The organism is Mycobacterium shunyiense (assembly GCF_058270035.1).
On sequence record NZ_JBZDPT010000001.1, the window covers coordinates 60,471 to 79,395 of the forward strand.

Annotated in this window: 20 protein-coding genes; 13 read left to right on the plus strand and 7 right to left on the minus strand. The window is 65.0% G+C overall.

What is annotated here, in order from left to right; all coding sequences use genetic code 11:
• Nucleotides 1–65 precede the first annotated feature (65 nt).
• Nucleotides 66–800 carry a DUF6199 family natural product biosynthesis protein gene (locus tag AC4ELS_RS00350; RefSeq protein WP_499045165.1) on the plus strand — a complete coding sequence of 245 codons (735 nt, stop codon included), beginning with the start codon at nucleotides 66–68 and terminating at the stop codon, nucleotides 798–800.
• Nucleotide 801: 1 nt separating this feature from the next.
• On the opposite strand, the gene AC4ELS_RS00355 is transcribed toward AC4ELS_RS00350, so the two are convergent.
• Nucleotides 802–1,029: a hypothetical protein gene (locus AC4ELS_RS00355; RefSeq protein WP_234927067.1), complete on the minus strand. Its 228-nt coding sequence runs from the start codon at nucleotides 1,027–1,029 to the stop codon at nucleotides 802–804.
• Between the two features lie 324 nt (nucleotides 1,030–1,353).
• Here AC4ELS_RS00355 and AC4ELS_RS00360 point away from each other — a divergent pair, with 324 nt between their 5' ends.
• Together AC4ELS_RS00360 and AC4ELS_RS00365 are read left to right on the plus strand one after the other, a co-directional pair.
• Complete coding sequence (locus AC4ELS_RS00360) at nucleotides 1,354–1,653, plus strand: hypothetical protein (protein ID WP_448442507.1); 300 nt, start codon at nucleotides 1,354–1,356, stop codon at nucleotides 1,651–1,653.
• 184 nt (nucleotides 1,654–1,837) lie between these two features.
• A complete protein-coding gene (locus AC4ELS_RS00365) occupies nucleotides 1,838–2,947 on the plus strand; it encodes an alpha/beta fold hydrolase (protein WP_499045167.1) in 1,110 nt (369 codons plus the stop codon).
• A 38-nt stretch (nucleotides 2,948–2,985) separates the two neighbouring features.
• On the opposite strand, the gene AC4ELS_RS00370 is transcribed toward AC4ELS_RS00365, so the two are convergent.
• The 4 genes from AC4ELS_RS00370 to AC4ELS_RS00385 form a co-directional block, all read right to left on the minus strand.
• The gene (locus tag AC4ELS_RS00370) at nucleotides 2,986–3,624 is read right to left on the minus strand and encodes a Maf family protein (RefSeq protein ID WP_064959568.1); all 639 of its coding nucleotides are present in this window, start codon (nucleotides 3,622–3,624) and stop codon (nucleotides 2,986–2,988) included.
• A 43-nt stretch (nucleotides 3,625–3,667) separates the two neighbouring features.
• On the minus strand, nucleotides 3,668–3,970 hold the full coding sequence (locus AC4ELS_RS00375; protein ID WP_064959661.1) for an acyl-CoA carboxylase subunit epsilon: 303 nt from the start codon (nucleotides 3,968–3,970) through the stop codon (nucleotides 3,668–3,670).
• 50 nt (nucleotides 3,971–4,020) lie between these two features.
• Nucleotides 4,021–5,649: an acyl-CoA carboxylase subunit beta gene (locus AC4ELS_RS00380; RefSeq protein ID WP_064886477.1), complete on the minus strand. Its 1,629-nt coding sequence runs from the start codon at nucleotides 5,647–5,649 to the stop codon at nucleotides 4,021–4,023.
• 127 nt (nucleotides 5,650–5,776) lie between these two features.
• The gene (locus AC4ELS_RS00385; RefSeq protein WP_498885168.1) at nucleotides 5,777–6,535 is read right to left on the minus strand and encodes an acyltransferase; all 759 of its coding nucleotides are present in this window, start codon (nucleotides 6,533–6,535) and stop codon (nucleotides 5,777–5,779) included.
• Between the two features lie 413 nt (nucleotides 6,536–6,948).
• Between AC4ELS_RS00385 and AC4ELS_RS00390 the strand changes: the two genes are divergently transcribed.
• The 6 genes from AC4ELS_RS00390 to AC4ELS_RS00415 are packed head-to-tail and all read left to right on the plus strand — an operon-like array spanning nucleotide 6,949 to nucleotide 13,106.
• Complete coding sequence (locus tag AC4ELS_RS00390; protein ID WP_448442971.1) at nucleotides 6,949–7,527, plus strand: DapH/DapD/GlmU-related protein; 579 nt, start codon at nucleotides 6,949–6,951, stop codon at nucleotides 7,525–7,527.
• Nucleotides 7,518–8,762, plus strand: coding sequence for a WcaI family glycosyltransferase (locus AC4ELS_RS00395; RefSeq protein ID WP_499045169.1), 1,245 nt, complete (start codon nucleotides 7,518–7,520; stop codon nucleotides 8,760–8,762). The genes AC4ELS_RS00390 and AC4ELS_RS00395 overlap by 10 nt, the downstream gene beginning before the upstream one ends.
• Nucleotides 8,759–10,006 (plus strand): hypothetical protein, encoded by a 1,248-nt coding sequence (locus tag AC4ELS_RS00400; protein WP_499045171.1) that lies wholly within the window; start codon nucleotides 8,759–8,761, stop codon nucleotides 10,004–10,006. Before AC4ELS_RS00395 ends, AC4ELS_RS00400 begins: the two co-directional genes overlap by 4 nt.
• Before the next feature lie 58 nt (nucleotides 10,007–10,064).
• Nucleotides 10,065–11,378 (plus strand): MATE family efflux transporter, encoded by a 1,314-nt coding sequence (locus AC4ELS_RS00405; protein WP_499045173.1) that lies wholly within the window; start codon nucleotides 10,065–10,067, stop codon nucleotides 11,376–11,378.
• On the plus strand, nucleotides 11,371–12,534 hold the full coding sequence (locus tag AC4ELS_RS00410; protein ID WP_499045175.1) for a glycosyltransferase: 1,164 nt from the start codon (nucleotides 11,371–11,373) through the stop codon (nucleotides 12,532–12,534). Before AC4ELS_RS00405 ends, AC4ELS_RS00410 begins: the two co-directional genes overlap by 8 nt.
• Before the next feature lie 20 nt (nucleotides 12,535–12,554).
• Nucleotides 12,555–13,106: a YdcF family protein gene (locus AC4ELS_RS00415; RefSeq protein ID WP_499045177.1), complete on the plus strand. Its 552-nt coding sequence runs from the start codon at nucleotides 12,555–12,557 to the stop codon at nucleotides 13,104–13,106.
• A 9-nt stretch (nucleotides 13,107–13,115) separates the two neighbouring features.
• Here the strand turns inward: AC4ELS_RS00415 and AC4ELS_RS00420 are convergent, their stop codons facing one another.
• Nucleotides 13,116–13,505, minus strand: coding sequence for a hypothetical protein (locus AC4ELS_RS00420; protein WP_448442523.1), 390 nt, complete (start codon nucleotides 13,503–13,505; stop codon nucleotides 13,116–13,118).
• On the minus strand, nucleotides 13,502–13,891 hold the full coding sequence (locus tag AC4ELS_RS00425) for a hypothetical protein (protein ID WP_499045179.1): 390 nt from the start codon (nucleotides 13,889–13,891) through the stop codon (nucleotides 13,502–13,504). The genes AC4ELS_RS00420 and AC4ELS_RS00425 overlap by 4 nt, the downstream gene beginning before the upstream one ends.
• A gap of 307 nt (nucleotides 13,892–14,198) precedes the next feature.
• Here AC4ELS_RS00425 and AC4ELS_RS00430 point away from each other — a divergent pair, with 307 nt between their 5' ends.
• The 4 genes from AC4ELS_RS00430 (at nucleotide 14,199) to AC4ELS_RS00445 (ending at nucleotide 18,922) form a co-directional block, all read left to right on the plus strand.
• The gene (locus AC4ELS_RS00430; protein WP_448442527.1) at nucleotides 14,199–15,659 is read left to right on the plus strand and encodes a sugar transferase; all 1,461 of its coding nucleotides are present in this window, start codon (nucleotides 14,199–14,201) and stop codon (nucleotides 15,657–15,659) included.
• Nucleotides 15,660–15,727: 68 nt separating this feature from the next.
• Complete coding sequence (gmd, locus tag AC4ELS_RS00435; protein WP_064886501.1) at nucleotides 15,728–16,753, plus strand: GDP-mannose 4,6-dehydratase; 1,026 nt, start codon at nucleotides 15,728–15,730, stop codon at nucleotides 16,751–16,753.
• Nucleotides 16,702–17,745, plus strand: coding sequence for a GDP-L-fucose synthase family protein (locus tag AC4ELS_RS00440; protein WP_498885156.1), 1,044 nt, complete (start codon nucleotides 16,702–16,704; stop codon nucleotides 17,743–17,745). Before gmd ends, AC4ELS_RS00440 begins: the two co-directional genes overlap by 52 nt.
• 34 nt (nucleotides 17,746–17,779) lie before the next feature.
• Entirely contained in the window at nucleotides 17,780–18,922 is a 1,143-nt protein-coding gene (locus AC4ELS_RS00445; RefSeq protein WP_499045181.1) for a PucR family transcriptional regulator, read from the plus strand.
• Nucleotides 18,923–18,925 lie beyond the last annotated feature (3 nt).

The following is an 18,925-nucleotide window of genomic DNA, read 5'->3' on the forward strand; positions in this document are numbered from 1 at the left end:
GCAGTGTCGGTGACCGGCGCGGATTGCCGCATCGGGGCCCGTTGTGCGGCCTTAGGCTGCTTGTCGTGGCGCTTGCGATCCTCTGCCTTGTCATCGGTATCCCGCTGGGCCTGTTCATGCTGCTACGGCCGAGGAAGATCTGGTGGGCCACCGAATCGTGGAAATACAAGAATCCCGATGCCAACGAACCCAGTGAAGCCGGCTACGGCATGCAGGCCCTCGGCGGCTTGTTCGTCATCGTCGCAGCGCTCATCTTGGCCTGGCTGGCGTGGTCGACGGACCGCGACAAGACCGAGGCCGAGGCCGAGCAGAAGAAGAAAGACGACTGGGACGCGGCGGTGGCGGCGTACAAGCCACCGCCGCCGGAGAATCGTGGGGCGCTTCCGATCATCGGCTATGTGGAGAAGCCGCAAGGGGCGTCACGGGTCCTTGAGGTGTATTACCTGCAACCGCCGAACGTGTTTCAAAGTGGCTTCAAAGAGTTCATGCACAACCCGAAGGGCCGCTACCAGTGCGTGACCCACGTCAGCCGGTTTGCGCCCGGAGGCGTCAATCCGGCGCCGATCACGGCCTACCTGAGCTGGGAGCCTGATGTGCCGCAGGTCGACAGCGCCGCGTCCGACGCGTGTAGCACCCGCGATATCGCGGAGTCGACCGAGATCGAGACGCAGCCCATTTATCTGGATCCGGGGGTGCAGTTGGTCACCGACTCGCCCATCGTCGACCCGCACGGGACGGTTCTCGTGCCTGCCAAGCCCGGCAACGCGGTGCCGAAACTCGACGCGCCGCCCAGGCGGTGAGTCACGCGGTGAACGCCACCTCGTAGGCCACGGCGAATCGGCGGGCGCCGTTGTTGGCGCGGAACAGTGAGCCGCCGTTCTGAGACCAGGTCACCACCCGCAGCAGACGCTTGCCGGGAGACAGGCGCTTGGAGATGATGTCGGCGAATGCGGCGCGCAGCCGCTCCAGATCGCAGGTCTCGAAGTCGCGTGCTACGCGAACATCCCACATTGTTTCTTCGACTGGCATCGGCCCAGTGTCAACCCGAGGTTGAGACTATTCGGGACATCGGCACGGCGTGCCGCCATTCGAAAGGTTGCAGTTTGGTCACTGCTGCATCACCGGTAACAAGGGTAGGCGGTTCCGGTCAGTGGGATTTTGCATGCGACGGACGGCGAGCCATCGGCAAGCTTGCTCGCCAGCGTCAGCCAAATGGCAAGGCGGCAACCGAGTTCCGTGAGATTGCGAACTGGAAGGTCCATCGATGACTGGAAGATCGAACCGAGCAACCGCGACCGCCCGCAGAATCGCAACGGCCATCGCGCTCGTGTGTGGGCGCCGATAGCTCAAGCCGTGACAGACCTTCCGGCGGGTAGCACCGCATTGGTGGGTGGCAATACGGAGAACATCTATCGCATCATCAACAAACTGGGAATTCCCGTCGCCGACGGGTGCGGCCCGAACCGGCAATGCGTGCCGTGTCTGGACAAGACCTGTTTCACCGCGAACGATCTCAACAGCATCTGGCGAGTCACGATCTACCCAGCGAGCTCAGGCCTTCCGGCCGGGATGAAGCTGAAGCCGACAGTCGAGCGCCTGCACACCGAATCGCCCAACGTGATGAACCCGCCGCGGCCGGCAGCGGGCGGATGAGCAAGGTCGACTACCGAGCTCGCGTCCCGGTGGGCTGATTGCCAGGGGGCGGTGGCGTAGAACCGAACTGCATTGGGCCCCAACGCATGAGGCTACTCGAGCAGGTGCTGTGGCGGCGGTTCTCGTCCATCAGGTTTGCAAATGCCCTGTCGGGGTACACCCGCTCCAAAACGAAGGAGCCGGGATGGACGCGGTGGCAACCGATCTCGCGGGACGAAGGGTGCGCTTCGAGCATCACGTGCTCGAACTCGACGATGGCCTCCAGGTCGGGGTCTCGATCGGGGGCCACGGCGTGCCCATGGTCTTCCTGCACGGCCTCGGCCTCAACCGGCGGCATTACCTGCGATTGCTCAACCGTATCGCCGCACTCGGATTTCTCGTCGTGGCGATCGACGTTGCCGGGCATGGAGACACTGTCGATTTGCCTTGTGAGGCAGATGAATTGAACGACCGCACTGATTTGGTGTTGCGCACGCTCGATGTACTCGGTATTCGGCGTGCCGTCCTCGCCGGTCATTCGATGGGCGGCCGGATAGTCATACAACTCGCCGCGATCGCACCCGACCGAGTACTTGCGGCGCTACTCATCGACGCTGCGGCAGGGGCGTCGTTCGACGCCGCCCTTGAGACGACCATGCGGTCACCGCGGCTGATGATGCGCGCCGTGGCCGGAGCCGTCTCCGACATGTATCGCGACCCGATCTGGATGAAAGTGGCCGCCGTCAACCGATACCTGCGAATGCTGACCGCGGTGTCGATGGGCAAGATGCTGCCGCACACCGGTTTCGTCGGCGCCGCGCGCGCCTTGATGCGATCCGACAAATGCGGCTCCCTACTGCGAAAGTTACGGGATCGGGAGGTCCCGACGATGGTGCTGCACGGGGAAAGCGACGGCATAGTGCCGTTCGAGTGCGCGGTGGAACTGGCGGACGAGGCCGACGCGACGCTGTACCGGATACCCGGCGCCTACCATTCCTGGCTGATCAACGATCCGTGGCGGTGCGCCGATGCGGTGCGCCAACTTCTCGATCGCGAACTCGGTGCAGCCCTGCGCTGCGAGGCCACCGCAGTCGGCCTGGACGACTGGCGCGACGCGCAGGCGTGGGAGACGGCGTTGATCGAACCCGACGCGTGGGTGCACCGGCTCTCCGCCGGAGCCAAGACGATCGGTGCCGGTCGGCGTCAGCGTGTCGAGCGCGTCGAGATGGAGCTGATCCGGCGGGCGTCGAAGGAGGTCGTGCGGATCGCCGCAGCTCGCACGGCCAGAAGAAGGCGGGTCGCACGCCCGGCATGAGGGTTTCACCCCCGGGGTGTGAGGGCGCCCCTCGGCCTTCAGAGCTGCGCCGAAGCCTCCCAGAGTCGTGCGACGGACAGGCCGCACTCGGCGAGCATCCGGCGCAGCAGCGGGAGGCTCAGCCCGATCACGTTGGACGGATCGCCCTCGATACCTTCGACGAACCAGCCACCCAGCCCGTCGAGCGTGAAACCGCCTGCCACACCGAGTGGTTCGCCGCTGCGCAGGTAGGCCTCCAGATCTGATTCCGTCGGCGAGCCGAAATGCACTGCGGTGACACCGGTATCGGCCAGCCGGTGGGCGACGGCGCCGTCGCGGACCACGAGTACGGCATGACCGGAGTACAGCTGGGCCGTCCGGCCCGCCATGGCCTGCCATTGCTGCCGCGCGGTATCGACATCCCCGGGCTTGCCGCACAAGCGTCCGTCGAGAAACAGCATCGAGTCACAACCGATGACGACGCAGTCCGCGGAGACGGCGGCCGGTACATGGGTGAGCACCTCGTCTGCCTTGGCTGCGGCCAGGGCACTCACGACGCGCTCGGGCGGCGCATCGGCCAATGACGCGATGACGGCGTCCTCGTCGACACCCGACACCACCACCAACGGATCGAGGCCGGCCTGGCGCAGAACGCCAAGCCGGCCCGTCGATGCCGAACCCAGGACGACCCGGGTCATTCAGTGCTGTCTCTTCTTCGCGCAAGCGCTCATCAACGGCCCACTAGCGCCGCATGTGGGTGCGCTCCAGCAGCGTCACCCGCTGCCAGCTGTAGATCGAGTAGCGCAGCTTGTCCACCGGGTGGCCCCACAGGTTGCGCTCCCGCACCACGGGGCCGGCGTCGCCGCCGCCACCGGCGGCACTGAGGACGGCCATCAGCGCCGCCATGTCCTCGTCGGTGGGCTCACCACGCAGCACCTTGATGTGTGCCTCGTGGTCGGCCTTGACCTCTTCGGCGGCGGTTTCGTCGGCCACAGTCGCCTCACTCGCCCCGCTCACAGCGGTTGAATCGTTCGCCCCGCTCACAGCGGTTGAATCGCTCGCCCCGCTCACAGCGGTTGAATCGTTCGCCCCGCTCACAGCGGAATGTTCCCGTGCTTCTTCGGCGGCATCTGGATGATCTTGCGCTCCAGCAGTCGCAGCGCATTGGCCACGTAGCCGCGCGTGTGCGACGGCGGGATGACCGCGTCGACATAACCGCGCTCCGCCGCGATGTACGGGTTGACCAGAGTGTCCTCGTAGGTCTGCTGCAGTTCCAGGCGCAGCGCATCGACGTCTTCGCCGTTCTTGGCCGCGTCCTTGAGCTGGGAACGGTAGACGAAGCCCACCGCGCCCGAGGCGCCCATCACGGCGATCTGAGCCGTCGGCCAGGCGACGACCACGTCGGCGCCCATGTCCTTGGACCCCATCACGCAGTACGCGCCGCCGTAGGACTTGCGGGTGATGACGGTGACCTTGGCGACCGTGGCCTCACCGTAGGCGTAGAGCAGCTTGGCGCCGCGGCGGATGATGCCGTTGTACTCCTGGTCGGTGCCGGGCAGGAAGCCTGGGACGTCGACCAGCAGGACGATCGGGATGTTGAAGCAGTCGCACGTCCGGATGAACCGGGCGGCCTTCTCCGAGGCGTTGATGTCGAGGCAGCCCGCGAACTGGGTGGGCTGGTTGGCCACGATGCCCACCGGGCGACCGTCGACCCGGCCGAAGCCGACCACGATGTTGCCCGCGTAGCCGGCCTGCACCTCGAGGAACTCGTCGTCGTCGAGGATGCGGGTGATGACCTCGTGCATGTCGTACGGCTGATTCGGGGAGTCCGGGATCAGCGTGTCGAGCTCGATGTCCTCGTCGGTCAGGGTCTCTTCGATCGAGCCCTGCGCCGGTGCGACCGGGTAGTGCGGCGGCTCGGCGTAGTTGTTCGGGGGCAGGTAGCTCAGCAGATCGCGGACGTACTCGAAGGCGTCCTGCTCACCCGAGGCGACGTAGTGCGCGGTACCGGACTTGGCCATGTGGGTGTGGGCGCCGCCCAGCTCCTCCATGGTGACGTCCTCGCCGGTGACGGTCTTGATGACGTCGGGGCCGGTGATGAACATCTGGCTGGTCTGGTCGACCATGACGATGAAGTCGGTCAAGGCGGGGGAGTACACGTGGCCACCGGCCGCCGCGCCCATGATCAGCGAGATCTGCGGGATGACACCCGAGGCCTTGATGTTGTTGTGGAAGATCCGGCTGTACAGGCCGAGGGAGACCACACCCTCCTGGATGCGGGCGCCGGCGCCGTCGTTGATGCCGATCAGCGGGCGGCCGGTCTTGATGGCCAGCTCCTGGACCTTGACGATCTTCTCGCCGTAGACCTCGCCGAGGCTGCCGCCGAAGACGGTGGCGTCCTGGCTGAAGATGCAGACGTCGCGGCCGTCGATGGTGCCGTAGCCGGTGATCACACCGTCGCCCAGCGGCCGGTTGTTCTCCAGGCCGAAGTTGGTGCTGCGGTGCTTGGCGAGCGCGTCGAGCTCGACGAACGAACCTTCGTCGAGCAGCGCGAGGATGCGCTCTCGGGCCGTCAGCTTGCCCTTGGCGTGCACCTTCTCCACGGCTTCTTCGCCGACAGGATGCAGCGTCTCCTCGGCCCGCCTCTTGAGATCAGCCAGCTTGCCTGCAGTGGTGTGGATGTCCACCTGGTGCTCGGCGGACGGCTCGGTAACGCTCGTCATGGGTCACGATGCTATCGGTAACCCTAAGACTGGTCTAAGAGAGGTGGGCGTGGCGCGCGTCACGTTCCGTCCGGACTGAGACGTGTCCACGCATGGGGCAAATGGGTTCGCGGGGCGTGCAGGCCGGTCAGGGACCGAACGGTCCGGTGTCGAGCGCACGGTCCTCGGGCAGCACACCCATGGGGCTGTCGATCACATGTTCGGTCATGCTGAGCGTGTCGCGGTCGAAGTACTCACCATGGGTCTCCCGCTTCCAGGTGGCCGGCGACCCGGCGTACAGCCCGCGCTTCGACTCAGGTGTCGATCCGCGGGTCAGGGTCGAATTGGCGGCCAGCAGCGACTGATCGGGAAGGTGGCTGTCCTTCAGCATCACGGCTCGGCTGCCGACCAGTGAGTGGTGTCCGACGGTTATCCGGCCGACCGTTTGGCGCTTGTGGGCGAAATCGGGCTCGTGGGTCTGCAGGAGGCACCGGTTGCCGCCGACCGCGGCGTACTCGCGGACGACGATCGTGCCGGAGCAGTCCGCGTAGTGCCTGCTGCCCAGCTTCGCGCCGTAGCCGAGGAACAGCGTCCCGGCCCGAGCGTCGAGTTGCTGGAAGGCGGGGTGTGCCGATATCCAATTCCACGATTCCATCGCCGCGTAGTCGTCGAAACGCACCAACCCCAGCCCGCGGACCACATTGAATGCTCCGATCCGAGTGCCTTCGCCCAGCTCAAAGCGCCCGACGTTGCGGACAACGGTCGGACCGACTCTGGCGGTGCCGGCGATTCGATGACCGAACAACCGCAGTACCCGGTTCTTGAACGACGACGGCGGAAGTAGAAGCCAGCAAAGCATTTCCAGCATCGATACGCCTTTCTCCGCCAGTGGTCCCATGGCGGACATCGTCGGTCGGTACTGCCGAATCTACTGACGCCGGACCACTCACGCGTTTACCGCTACGACAGTTTGTGGGGCGGATCACGGAGGCCACGAGATGAGGTACACACCGATATCCGTGTGGGCACAGCTGATTCGGGGTAGATCAGGACGACGACCCGAAAGTGCTGATCCACGCTCTGACAGGTGACGGGTGCGAGATCGCTTGTCGTTGCGTATGGTCGGGACGTCACGTCAGTGTCGCAGACACTGGGTGCCCACGACCTGGATCAGTGACCGGGGTCGTGATGAAAATGCCGGTACGGCGCCGGGGGACGTCCGACAAGCGAACATTGTGATGTCGCGTGATTGCGCAATCGTTGTTTTTGTGGACCTCCGTGCGCCGCCAAGGGGACGGGAGCTTTCACCTGATCGCGCCAATGTCATCAACGTCATCGAGCGAACTGCCCTCCACCGGCAATCGATTTGCGCTCTCCGGCTTCGCCGGGACGGGCTATGACCGCGGCCGGAGTCTGCCGGTGCAGATCATGTGGCTGGTCGTTTCGCGATCCGTTCTGTTCCGGTGGTGGATGCCGAACCGGGTGCGGGTTGCCGTACTGCGGGCATTCGGCGCCAGGATCGGGATCGGCGCGCTGATCCGCCACGGCGTCAAAATCCACTGGCCGTGGAAGCTCGACGTGGGCGCGTATTCGTGGATCGGTGAGGGTGCGTGGATTCTCAACCTCGAAAATGTGAAAATCGGATCGAATTCGTGTGTCTCCCAAGATGTTCTGCTGTGCACCGGTAGCCATGATCGGGCCAGTCCGACGTTCGAGTTCGATAATGGGCCCATCGTGATAGGTGACCAGGTCTGGCTGGCTGCCCGCGCAACCGTGTTGCGGGGGGTGCGAATCGGCGACGGCGCGACCATCGCCGCGACCACTCTTGTCTCCCAGGACGTTCCGGCCGGTCACACGCTGTTCCCGCCGCGGCCGACTAAGGGGGCCGCATGCGGGTGACCATCATCGGTATCAACTACGCGCCGGAAGTGACCGGAATAGCCCCGTATACCACCGGGATTGCCGAAGGACTCGCCGAGCGTGGACATGACGTCACGGTGATCACCGGGTTGCCGCATTACCCCCAGTGGCGTGTCGCCCAGGAGTACCAAGGCGTGCGCCGCTGTACCGAGGCGATGCGAGGTGTGACTGTGCACCGCGTCGGCCATTACGTGCCAGACGAGCAGAGCGCACTGGGCCGAATCCGGATGGAGGCCAGCTTCGGATCTGCTGTGGCCAGCCACAAGTGGGATGACCCCGACGTGGTGATCACCGTGAGTCCCGCGCTGCTGTCCGCCGCTCCCGTGGTCGCGCGGGCCCGGTTGTCGAAGACCCCGGTCGGGGTCATCGTGCAGGACGTGTACAGCAAGGGCGTGGTGGAAACCGGGGCGGTCGGAGGGCGGTCCGCCGCGGTGGCCGCCCGGCTGGAATCGACGGTCCTGAGGTCCGCAACCGGCGTCGCGGTCATTCACCCACGGTTTGCCGATTCACTGGCCGAGATCGGCGTGCGCAGTAACGATCTGGCTGTCATCCGGAATTGGACCCATATCGACGACGCTGACCCTGCGAGCGCACCGTCGGCGGTGCGAGAGAAGTACGGTTGGCAGCCCAACGAGACCATCGTGATGCACACCGGCAATATGGGCGTGAAGCAGGGCCTTGAAAACGTGGTTGCCGCAGGGAAACTCGCCGGTGACGTGGAGGCCGACGACCGCGACATCCGCTTTGTCCTGGTCGGCGACGGTAACCAGCGTCGCCTGCTCGACGCTATCGCCCGGGACGCCGAAGCCGTGCAACTGATCGACCCGTTGCCTGACGGCGAGTTTCGCGCGGCGCTGGCTGCCGCGGACATCCTGCTCGTCAACGAGCGTCCCGGAGTGGGCGAGATGGCCGTTCCGAGCAAGCTGACGTCGTACTTCGCTGCGGCCAAGCCGATTATCGCCGCCACGGAACCGACCAGCGGAAGCGCCGAAGAGCTTCGTGCATCCGGAGCCGGACTCGTCATTCCGCCGGGTGATCCAGAATCCCTTGTCGACTCGGTGCGACAGCTCGCCGGCGATGAGCCGACCCGGCAGCGATTCGGCTCCTGCGGGGCGCGATATGCCCGCGATCGCCTCGGCGCCGCCAACGCGGTTGCGCAGTATGAGAAGTGGGTGAGCGATCTGGCTTCCGCTGCCCGAGGACTGCCGGCATGAATATTCAGGTAAGTCGCAACGACTGCTTTTACGCCGGGCAGCCGGCCACCTATCTGGTGGGGCCGCTGGAGCGGGTGCTCCCGCCGGACCTGCTCAAAGCGCGGCTGCAGACCATCGCTGTGGCGGGACCGCAGAACCGCCTAGGCTTGCGTCCGACCCGCAGGTCGCGGCACTGGGATTTCGATCCGGCGTGCGACGGGGTGGTGCTGACCAGCGGCCCGGCCCCGGATATTTCTGACCCCGCCCGGGCGATGCTCGACCTGCTGGCCGGTGGTCCGGCGGTTCCGCCGGCTACCGTGCACGTCCACATCGCGGACCGATGGCTGTTTCTGAATTTCGACCACGGTCTCGGTGGCGGACGGCTGTTCAGCGAGGTGATCGCAGCGGCCGGCTCGGAAAGTCACGGATTCAGTGAACCCGCACCCGTGGCGACCACCAGTAACCCTGGCCTGCGTGCCTTTGCCCACACCGCGCGCAAAGAACCCATGCGCCTGCTGCGGGCACTGGACGAACCGCTGCGCCGCAGTGCCGCCGTGGTTCCCACCGGGCAATTCGATGAACCGGAATCGTTGGCATACGCCCGAAGCCGACCCGGCTTCCTGGAAGAGGTGCGGGCGAACCGTGACATCTGCCTGCCACGCGCACCGCTGGCGGCCATCGTCCTCTCGGCCTTTCTGGACGGACTGTGCAGCCACGGAATAACGCCGGAAGACGAGGTCGGCCTCCTGGTCGACCTGGGGCGGTACCTTCCGCCCGGGGCGGGCACCTTGGCGAATTTCGTCGGCATCGCGCCCATACAGGTTGCGCCACCTTACGACCCGGCCCTGGTGGCCGGTGCGATAAGCGAGTACACGCACGGGTGCCGAGCCCTGGTCCGGTACGGCATGGCCTATGCCGCGCGGCTCCGTACCCGTCCAGCCGACCTTCCCCGTTGGCAGACCAACAGCCGACGGGCCCGGATCGTCGTGACCGACCACGCCAACTCGGCTGCGGGCAGCAAGATTTCCTGGGCGACCACGCCGAACGGACACCACTTCGTCCGCAAGGCGCCGGTGCGCTACTCGAACCAGATCTCGTTGGCCGTCAACCGCGTCGACTCCGAACTGCATCTCACCGCGTCGTACTACGCAAGCACCTTCGACCCCGAGAAGATTTCCGCGGTCCTCGACCGGATCGTGGCGACAGATTCGCCGCTGGTGCGCATGGGCCAGATTGCAACACCGAACAGTCGGGCGGGGCGGTGAGATGGTTCGGACACCGATGCCGTCGACTGAGAGTGGGCCGCGAACACGCTCGACAGGGGTGATCACCACCGCCGACCAGGTGTTGTCGAGCGCCAGCAATGCGCTGATGGTCTTTGCGGTGGCCCAGGTTTCACCGGCCGAGCAGTTCGGGATCGTCGCCCTGCTCGTCACGGTGGCCACCACCTGGATCGGCTTCAACCGGGGGGCGCTGGGTACCGCGCTGCTGCTGACCAGCAACATGTACCGGCGCGAGATATCGGCCGAAGGCGGGTACGCGATTAGTTGGTCGCTGCTGACATCGGTCGTCGCGGGCGCGGTATTGCTGGTCCTGTCAGGAGTTTTCGGCCAGATCTGGATCGGTGTGGCGTTCGCCGTGAGCCTGGTTGCCGTCCTGGCCCAGGATGTGCTGCGATTCGTCGCGATCGCACAAGGCAGACCACTCGCCGCGGCCGTCTGTGATGGGTTCTGGGTGGTGTGGATCCTGGCCGTCTACCTGGTCAACCTGATCACCTCCGGGATGTCGGCAGTGGTCACGGTGTACCTGTGGGGTGTGGGCGGACTCGTTTCGGCGGTGGTGCTGATGCGGGTCCTGCAGACCAGACCACGGGGTCATCGCCTCGTCGGGTGGTGGCGCACGTATGACCGTGCCCGGCTGAGATTCGGAATTGTCTATGCGCTCAACCAGGTTGGTGCCACCCTCGTGACACTGACCGTGACGGTAGTGGTGAGCGGCACCGCGGCGGCCGGGCTGCGCGGCGCGGCGACACTGTTCGGGCCGATTGCAATGCTGGTGTCGGCATTGCCTCTGGTGTTCGTTCCGCATGTCCGCCGTGCAGCGGCATCGATCGGCGAGCAGTGGCGGGTACTCGTCAAGACATCCATCGCGACGTCGGGTTTGACCGTGGTGGCAGGCCTGTGCCTGGCCCTCATCCCGAGCCGACTGGGCTCCGCCATCCTGGGCGACACGTGGACGTATGCCTCGGCACTCGTCGTCTATCTCGGGATCGAATGCGCGGCAATGTGCTGGATGGTCAGCGTGTACAGCTTCTTCCAGGCGCGGGGCATGAGCAGGACGGTCTTGCGGGTCAAGCTATTCCAGATCGGCCTGCAACTCGGTCTGTGCCTGTGCGCCGGACTGGCAGTGGGCACAGCGGTCGCCATCGCCATCTCGCTGGCTGTGGCGGGTGTTCTCGCCGCTCTGGTCGGTGTTGGGCTCGCCCGGCGCGTTGCATGGCACGGCGCGACTGAGGCGCCCTCTGCCGGCCAGGACGCTGCGGTCGAGTTGCAAAAGCCGTTGGAAAAGACCGGGATTGCCTGGCCGACGGTCGATGTCCTCGAAGCGGAGATGAGAGGCCGCAGGTCCGATGAGTGAGGAGTTCACCGGTGCGGTTCGGCCGGCCGTGCTTCACGTCGTTACGCTGATCACGCCGGACGGTGCCTACGGCGGGCCGGTCAGGGTGGCGTTCAACTTAACCCGACAACTGCGCGCGGCCGGTCATCGAACCCTGGTCGCGGGTGCGGTGCGCGGCTATCCGCAGATTCCCACCGTGCTCGACGGGGTTCCGGTCCGACTCGCGAAGGCCCGCAGCATCATTCCCATGTTGGGATTCTCCGGATTGCTCGCTCCGGCGCTGCTCGGCTGGATGATGCGCAACCGCAAGTCTTTCGACGTGATCCATGTGCACCTGGCACGCGATCTGATCACGTTGCCGGCGGCCGCGATCGCGCTGATGCTGCGGAAGCGCCTGGTCGTGCAGACCCACGGAATGGTCACCGACAGCAGTCATCCGATTGCACCGATCCTGGACCGCATTCTGACCCGGCCGATTCTGCGCCGAGCAGCCGCCGTTCTGTATCTGACCGAAGACGAGCGGGCCGCACTGCTACGCGTGCAACCCGAGGCTGCGGTGCGGCACCTTCGCAACGGCGTTCCCGGGTACGAAGGGGCGCACGCGGCTGCCCGTGCCGACCGGACGGCCGGGTGCGTCGAGGTGCTGTACCTGGCGCGGTTACAGGCACGGAAACGTCCCGTGCTCTTTGCGAAAGCCGCCGCCCGCCTGCTCGCGGCGGGGTGCGATGCGCGGTTCACCCTGGTCGGTCCCGACGAAGGCGAGGGGACCGAGGTTCTCGATACCATCGCGCGATCTGATAGCCGGTCCGACGAGATCCGTTGGGAGGGAGCGTTGCCACCGGACCGTACGGTGGCGCGGATGGCTGCCGCGTCCATCTACGTATTGCCCTCGGTCGATGAACCCTTTCCGATGTCGGTGCTGGAGGCGATGTCGGTCGGATTGCCTGTGGTGATCACCGAGAGCTGTGGGCTGGCGGAAACGGTGCGTGCTTCTGGTAGCGGAATCGTGGTGGATGAATCGGAGGATGCTCTGATCGAGGCGATGCGCACATTGATCATCGACCAGCAGCTGCGGGAGAAGATGAGCGCTGCTGCGCGCCAGACTGCTGCCGCGGTCTTCAGCATGGAAGCCATCGCTCGCGACCTGGCCGCCGTCTATGTGGGGGAGGACGATTGACTCGGCGCTTGCGTATCGGCGTGACCGTTGTCGCCACTGCCGTGGTGGTTCTTCTGCTTCTCGTCGCTGCCGTCGGCACGGTGGTGTTCCGTTACGCACCGCAGGACGACTTGCGTAAGGCCGACGCGGTGTTCGTTCTCGGTGGTGAGCACGATGGCCGCGAGGACTATGGCTTTCAACTGGTCCGCGATGGCGTCGCCCCAGTGTTGGTGTTGTCCAACCCATATCGGTCATCGGATCCGGTGATGAAGAAGGCGTGCAACCGGCGTCCACCAGGTGTCGAAGTGTTGTGCGTGCCACCGAAGCCCTCTACCACCCTCGGTGAGGCGAAGCTGATTCGGCAGTTGGCCCGCGAAAGAGGCTGGGCCACTGTGGTGGTCGCTTCCTGGCAGTACCACTTACCCCGGGCCCGTTTCATCTTCGAGCATTGTTTCTCCTCCTCGGCAGACTCCACCGTGATGCGCGCAATACCGCGCGAATACCGCCTGTCTGCGGGCTCGTGGGAGTACACCTACCTGTACCAGTTCTTCGCGTTGGGAAAGGCGGTGATGGAGTCGAAGAAGTGTGACTGAGCCGGTGAGTCACCACTTCAGCTTGTACTGGACGCCCGCGAATACATAGACACTGAGATATCCGATCATGGCAAATGCGCTGCAGTACATGGCGGTTAACGCGAGGGTGCGCGCAGTGCGGCGGATCGTCTGCCAGGGGTACCCGCGCGGGTCGATCGCGGCCAGCGGGAGCAACACGGTGGTCATCGGCGCCGCCGTCACCAGTAGTCCCTCACCGACGAGCAGGACGGGAGGCGGCGAATCCATCGTGGTCTGCAGGGCGGTGAGACACCCCAGCAGGGCGCACACCACAGAGTTGATCGCAATGATGCGCCATCTGTCGGCATTTCGATAGAGGTAGACCGCAGCAGGGGCGCCCGCCGCAGCACCTGCCGCAACCAGCAGCAGATCGGTGATCACGGCAGGGTGTCCTCGCCTCTCGCAGGGCTCATTCGCAATCCCAGTACTGCGCCGCCGCACAGACCCGACAAGGCGCACACGGGTGCCAACAGCAGCATCGTGAGTGCGCTCAGCGCAGGCTGGTCGATGGCGAGGGCGTTGTAGCCGCTGAGGCTGGCCGCAGCTCCGGCTGCGCCCCAGGTGAAGGACCGGAACTGTTGGCGCACAGGCCAAGTGAGTGCGGCGCCCATCGCGAAACCGGAGATCGTCATTACGATCAGGGTGATCAGAAGCAGATGGGCGGGCGTATCCCATATCTGGATCGCGAGATGGCGCACCACAGCTCCGCCTACGGCGCCCACAATGATCCACCGCAGCTGCCAACTGCCGGCCGAAGTCGAGGTCATCGCTGATCAGGTTAACCGCCGCTGGTCGACGTCGTGGTGTGGGTTGTCACAACATCCGTTGCCACTGTGTGCGTTTTCGCAGCGTGTGCTCGAAAAGCGAGCTGAATTGAGTCCTTTCGTGCCGCTCTGCCCCAAACCTGCCCGGCCGACAACGATGAGGAACTGTTAGATTGCAAACGGACCGCATAATCGATGTACGACGCCCAGGGTCGCGCGGTTGTTGTTGTAAAGATTGCCGCAATTGCGCGTATGAGTGGATTGCGAGGCATTCCCGCCGGCCATGGGCCGGGGAGGTGCACGACAAAAAATGACCGTCGTGACGATGCCGCGAGAAGTGTTCAAACGCACTCGATGGCAACGGCAGTACCTGGTCAACATTCTGATCACCGACGTTCTCGTGGTGTGCGCGGCGGTGGTGCTGGCGCAGTACGTCCGTTTCGGGCAAGCGCCGGATCTTTCCAGCACCGACGGATACATCACGTCCGTTTCGATACTGTTCGGCGCCATCTGGCTGGGTGCGCTCTCGCTGTGTCGAACCAGGTCGCCGCGGGTGACCGGGGCGGGTGCCGAGGAGTACAAACGCGTTGCGTCTGCGTCTTTCTGGACCTTCGGGGGCATCGCGATAATTGCGTTCCTACTTCAGCTCGAGATTGCGCGCGGCTACCTTGCGGTTGCGCTGCCCACCGGAACCGTCACGTTGTGCCTGACCAGGTGGGGTTGGCGTCGTTACCTTGCCAAGCAACGGGCGGAGGGGCGTTATCAGACGGCGGTGATGGCGATCGGTGATGCCGATGCGGTCTCTTATCTCGCGCAGGAGTTGACCCGCGATCCGCGCGCCGGATACGCCATTGTGGCAGTGGGCATTCCAGGCTATGGAGCGCCCGCGGGCGAACGTCTCACCGTGGGCGATCAGGAAATCCCGATCATGGGTGGCGAGGAGTATGTCCTGGACGCCATCCGAGAATGCGGCGCCGACACGGTAGCCGTAACGGGCGTCGACCACTTCGGCTACGAGGGGATTCGGAAACTCATGTGGGACCTGGAGGCGATGGGAGTCGACCTCGTGGTCTCGCCGGGTGTGATGGACGTTTCCGGGGCGCGGCTAGAGATGCGGCCGGTAGCCGGATTCCCGCTGGTACATGTCGAGAAGCCGCAGTACGACGGCGCGAAACGATTCGAGAAACGGGCATTTGACTTCGTTTTCGCGGCGGCCGCACTCGTCGTTGCCTCCCCGGTGCTGCTGGCCGCGGCGATCGCCATCAAGCTCGACAGCCGGGGACCGGTGTTCTACACGGCCGAACGCATCGGCATCGACGGCCGGCCGTTCGCAATGCTGAAGTTCCGTACGATGGTCTCGGATGCGGATCGTCAACTGGAGAGCCTGCAAAACCTGAACGAGAGCTCCGGCGGAGTTCTCTTCAAGATCAAGGACGATCCGCGCGTCACATCGGTGGGCAAGATCCTCCGCCGGCTCAGCATCGATGAGCTGCCACAGTTCGTCAACGTGCTCAGGCAGGAAATGAGCGTCGTCGGCCCTCGTCCACCGCTGCGGCAGGAGGTCGAAACCTACGATGGCGACGTTCAGCGCAGATTGCTCGTCAAGCCGGGTATCACCGGTCTGTGGCAGGTCAGTGGACGGGCGGACCTGTCTTGGCAGGAATCGGTGCGGCTGGATCTTTCCTATGTCGAGAACTGGTCGATGGTGGCCGACCTGGTCATCATCGCCAAGACCGTGCGGGCAGTGCTGCTCAGCCAGGGAGCGTACTGATCTCCAAAAGCAAATCCACCCAATGCTTTACGGGTGTACGAGATTAAGGAGAACACGCAGTGAATCAGGTGAAGAAGAAAGCCCTGATCACCGGAATCACGGGTCAGGACGGTTCTTACCTGACCGAGTTCCTGCTCAACAAGGGTTACGAGGTGCATGGGCTGATCCGTCGGTCTTCGTCCTTCAACACCGCTCGGATCGATCATCTGTACGTCGATCCACACGATCCACACGCGCAACTGTTCTTGCACTATGGCGATCTCAGCGACGGCGCGCGGTTGGTAACCCTGCTGAGCACCATCGAACCGGACGAGGTGTACAACCTGGCCGCACAATCGCATGTGCGGGTCAGCTTCGACGAACCCGAACACACGGGTGACACCACCGGTATCGGTTCCGCACGACTGCTGGAGGCCGTGCGGATCTCGAAGGTTCCGTGTCGCTTCTACCAGGCCTCCAGTTCAGAGATGTTCGGTGGTTCACCCCCTCCGCAGAACGAGCAGACAAGCTTCTATCCGCGCTCGCCCTACGGGGCAGCCAAGGTCTACTCGTACTGGATGACCCGGAATTACCGCGAGGCCTACGGGATGTTCGCCGTCAACGGGATCCTGTTCAACCACGAGTCACCGCGCCGTGGTGAGACTTTCGTGACAAGGAAGATCACCCGAGCCGCCGCGCGGATCAAAGCCGGGATCGATGAGCACCTCTATCTCGGCAACCTGGACGCGATCCGCGACTGGGGTTACGCACCGGAATACGTCGAGGGGATGTGGCGCACGCTGCAGGTCGATGAGCCCGAAGATTACGTGCTCGCCACCGGCGACCGGTACACCGTGCGCGACTTTCTCGTCGCCGCCTTCGAACATGCGGGCCTGGACTGGGAACGGCACGTCCGGTTCGACGAGCGCTACCTGCGTCCCACCGAGGTCGATGCGCTCGTCGGTGACGCCGCCAGAGCCGACCGGCTGCTCGGCTGGAGTCCGACGGTGCGTACGCCCCAACTCGCACAGATCATGGTGGAGGCCGACATCGCGCAGCTCGAATGCCTCGGCAAGCCATGGATCGACACGCCGGCCTTGGCGGGGTGGGGCTGACATTGCTTCGGAATGACCTTGTCAACACGGCACATCCGCTCGACCCCGCAGCGCCGACGTACATCGCCGGCCATCGGGGCATGGTCGGGTCCGCGATCCACCGGAAGCTGCAATCGGAGGGATTTACCGATCTCATCGGCCGGTCGCACCGTGAGTTGGATCTGACCGACCGGGCGGCGACATTCGAGTTCTTCGCGAAAACCCAACCACCGGTGGTGATTTTGGCGGCGGCGCGGGTCGGTGGAATCCTGGCGAACAAGACCTACCCGGTGGACTTCATCTCCGAGAATCTGCGGATACAGACCAACGTGATGGACGCGGCGCTCAAATACGGCACCCAGCGTCTGCTCTTTCTCGGATCGTCATGCATCTACCCGAAGATGGCAGCACAGCCGATCACCGAGGATGCATTGCTGACCGGATCCCTGGAGGAGACCAACGATGCCTACGCGATCGCGAAGATCGCCGGAATCGTGGCGGTCCAGGCGGTACGGCGGCAATACGGCTTGCCGTGGATATCGGCAATGCCGACGAACCTGTACGGGCCCGGTGACAATTTCTCCCCGACGACCTCGCACGTCCTACCGGCCTTGATCCACCGGTACGAAGAAGCGAAGGAATCGGGCAAGTCCCAGGTGACGAACTGGGGCACCGGCACCGTGCGCCGTGAGTTCATGCATGTCGACGACATGGCGTCGGCCTGTCTACATCTGCTTCAGCAGTTCGACGGGCCACAACAGGTCAACGTGGGCACCGGGACAGACCACTCGATCCGAGAGACAGCGCAGCTCGTCGCGACTGCAGTGGGATACGAGGGCGAGACGGCCTGGGACACCAGCAAGCCCGACGGCACCCCCCGCAAGCTGCTGGACATCAGCACCTTGCGGGACAGCGGTTGGCAACCGTCGATTTCGCTGCATGACGGGATCGAGCAGACCCTGGCGTGGTACCGACAGAATCGGGCGGACGTCAGGCGGGTGGCACTCGCCTGAGGGCCTGCCCAGCCGTGGGCCTACGCTCTCGACCATGACCCCCGGGCCGCTGGTGCTGTCCGAACTGGGCACCGACCCCGCATCGGTGCTGCGGCTCATCGCGCAATTCGACGGGCTGGAGGAGCAGGAGGTCAACGCCGACGCCGCCGTGCAGTTTGCCGCGTTGACGGCGGGTTGCCCGGTCGGGGTCCGCTGGCCCGGCGGCACCGTTGTCCGCTACGACGCGTCGGGACGGCTCGATCCGATCGACGACACCGCCGCGCCGACATCGGATCAGCACGAGACGCTCGTCTGGGTGGAACGTGACGGATCCGGGCATCCGCTGGACGAGGTGCTGCTGGACCGGCTGCGACGGGTACTGGGTCGCGTCGCGGCACGGACCGGGGTGAGCGGGACACCGCACCTCGGGGACCCGGCACTGCTCGAGGTCGTGCTGTCGGCCAAAGAGCACCGTGAAGACCGGGCCCGGGCCATCCGACTGTTGGGGCTCGACGAGAGCCGGCCGACATTTGTGCTGGCGGCATCGGGACATCCGCCGCGGGAGACGGTGCGGCTCATCACCGGCGAGCTGCCCGCGCCGGCGGTGCGGTCCGCCGTCATCGGTAACGCGACGGCCATCGTGTGTCAGGGACCGTTCGACATACGTGAGTTCTCGGACCGCCTGGAGCGCGTCATCGTCGAGCAGTTCCCGACAGTGGTGAATGTCGGCACCGCGTCGGGACCGTGGGTCGGAATCGGCTCCGTGGGAAACGCATTCAGCGCGTCGACGTCGTGGCATGAGGCCGTGCGCGCGTTGCGGTTCGCGTCATCAACGGGATTCGGCAGGCGGGTGGTGGCCTACGAGCGGTTGAGCTCACTGGAACTTCTGGCCGACCTGCCGATCGACCGGGTGCGTCGCAACCGAGATGTGGCCCATATCAACGAGATTGCTTCATCTCCTGCCGGGGATCTCGACGTGCGGACCACCGAGGCGTTCTTCGTGTACGGCTCGCTGCGGCGGACCGCCGCCGAACTGCACGTGCACCACAGCACCGTCGCGGCGCGGCTGGCGCGTGTGCAGGCCGCAATGGGATGGGATTTCGACGACCCTGTCGACCGCTTCCTGGGCACGCTGGTGCTCATGGTGCGGCGGATCGCGATGTCCTCGGCCGAACTCGCCGATGCGGACCTGCTGTAGGCG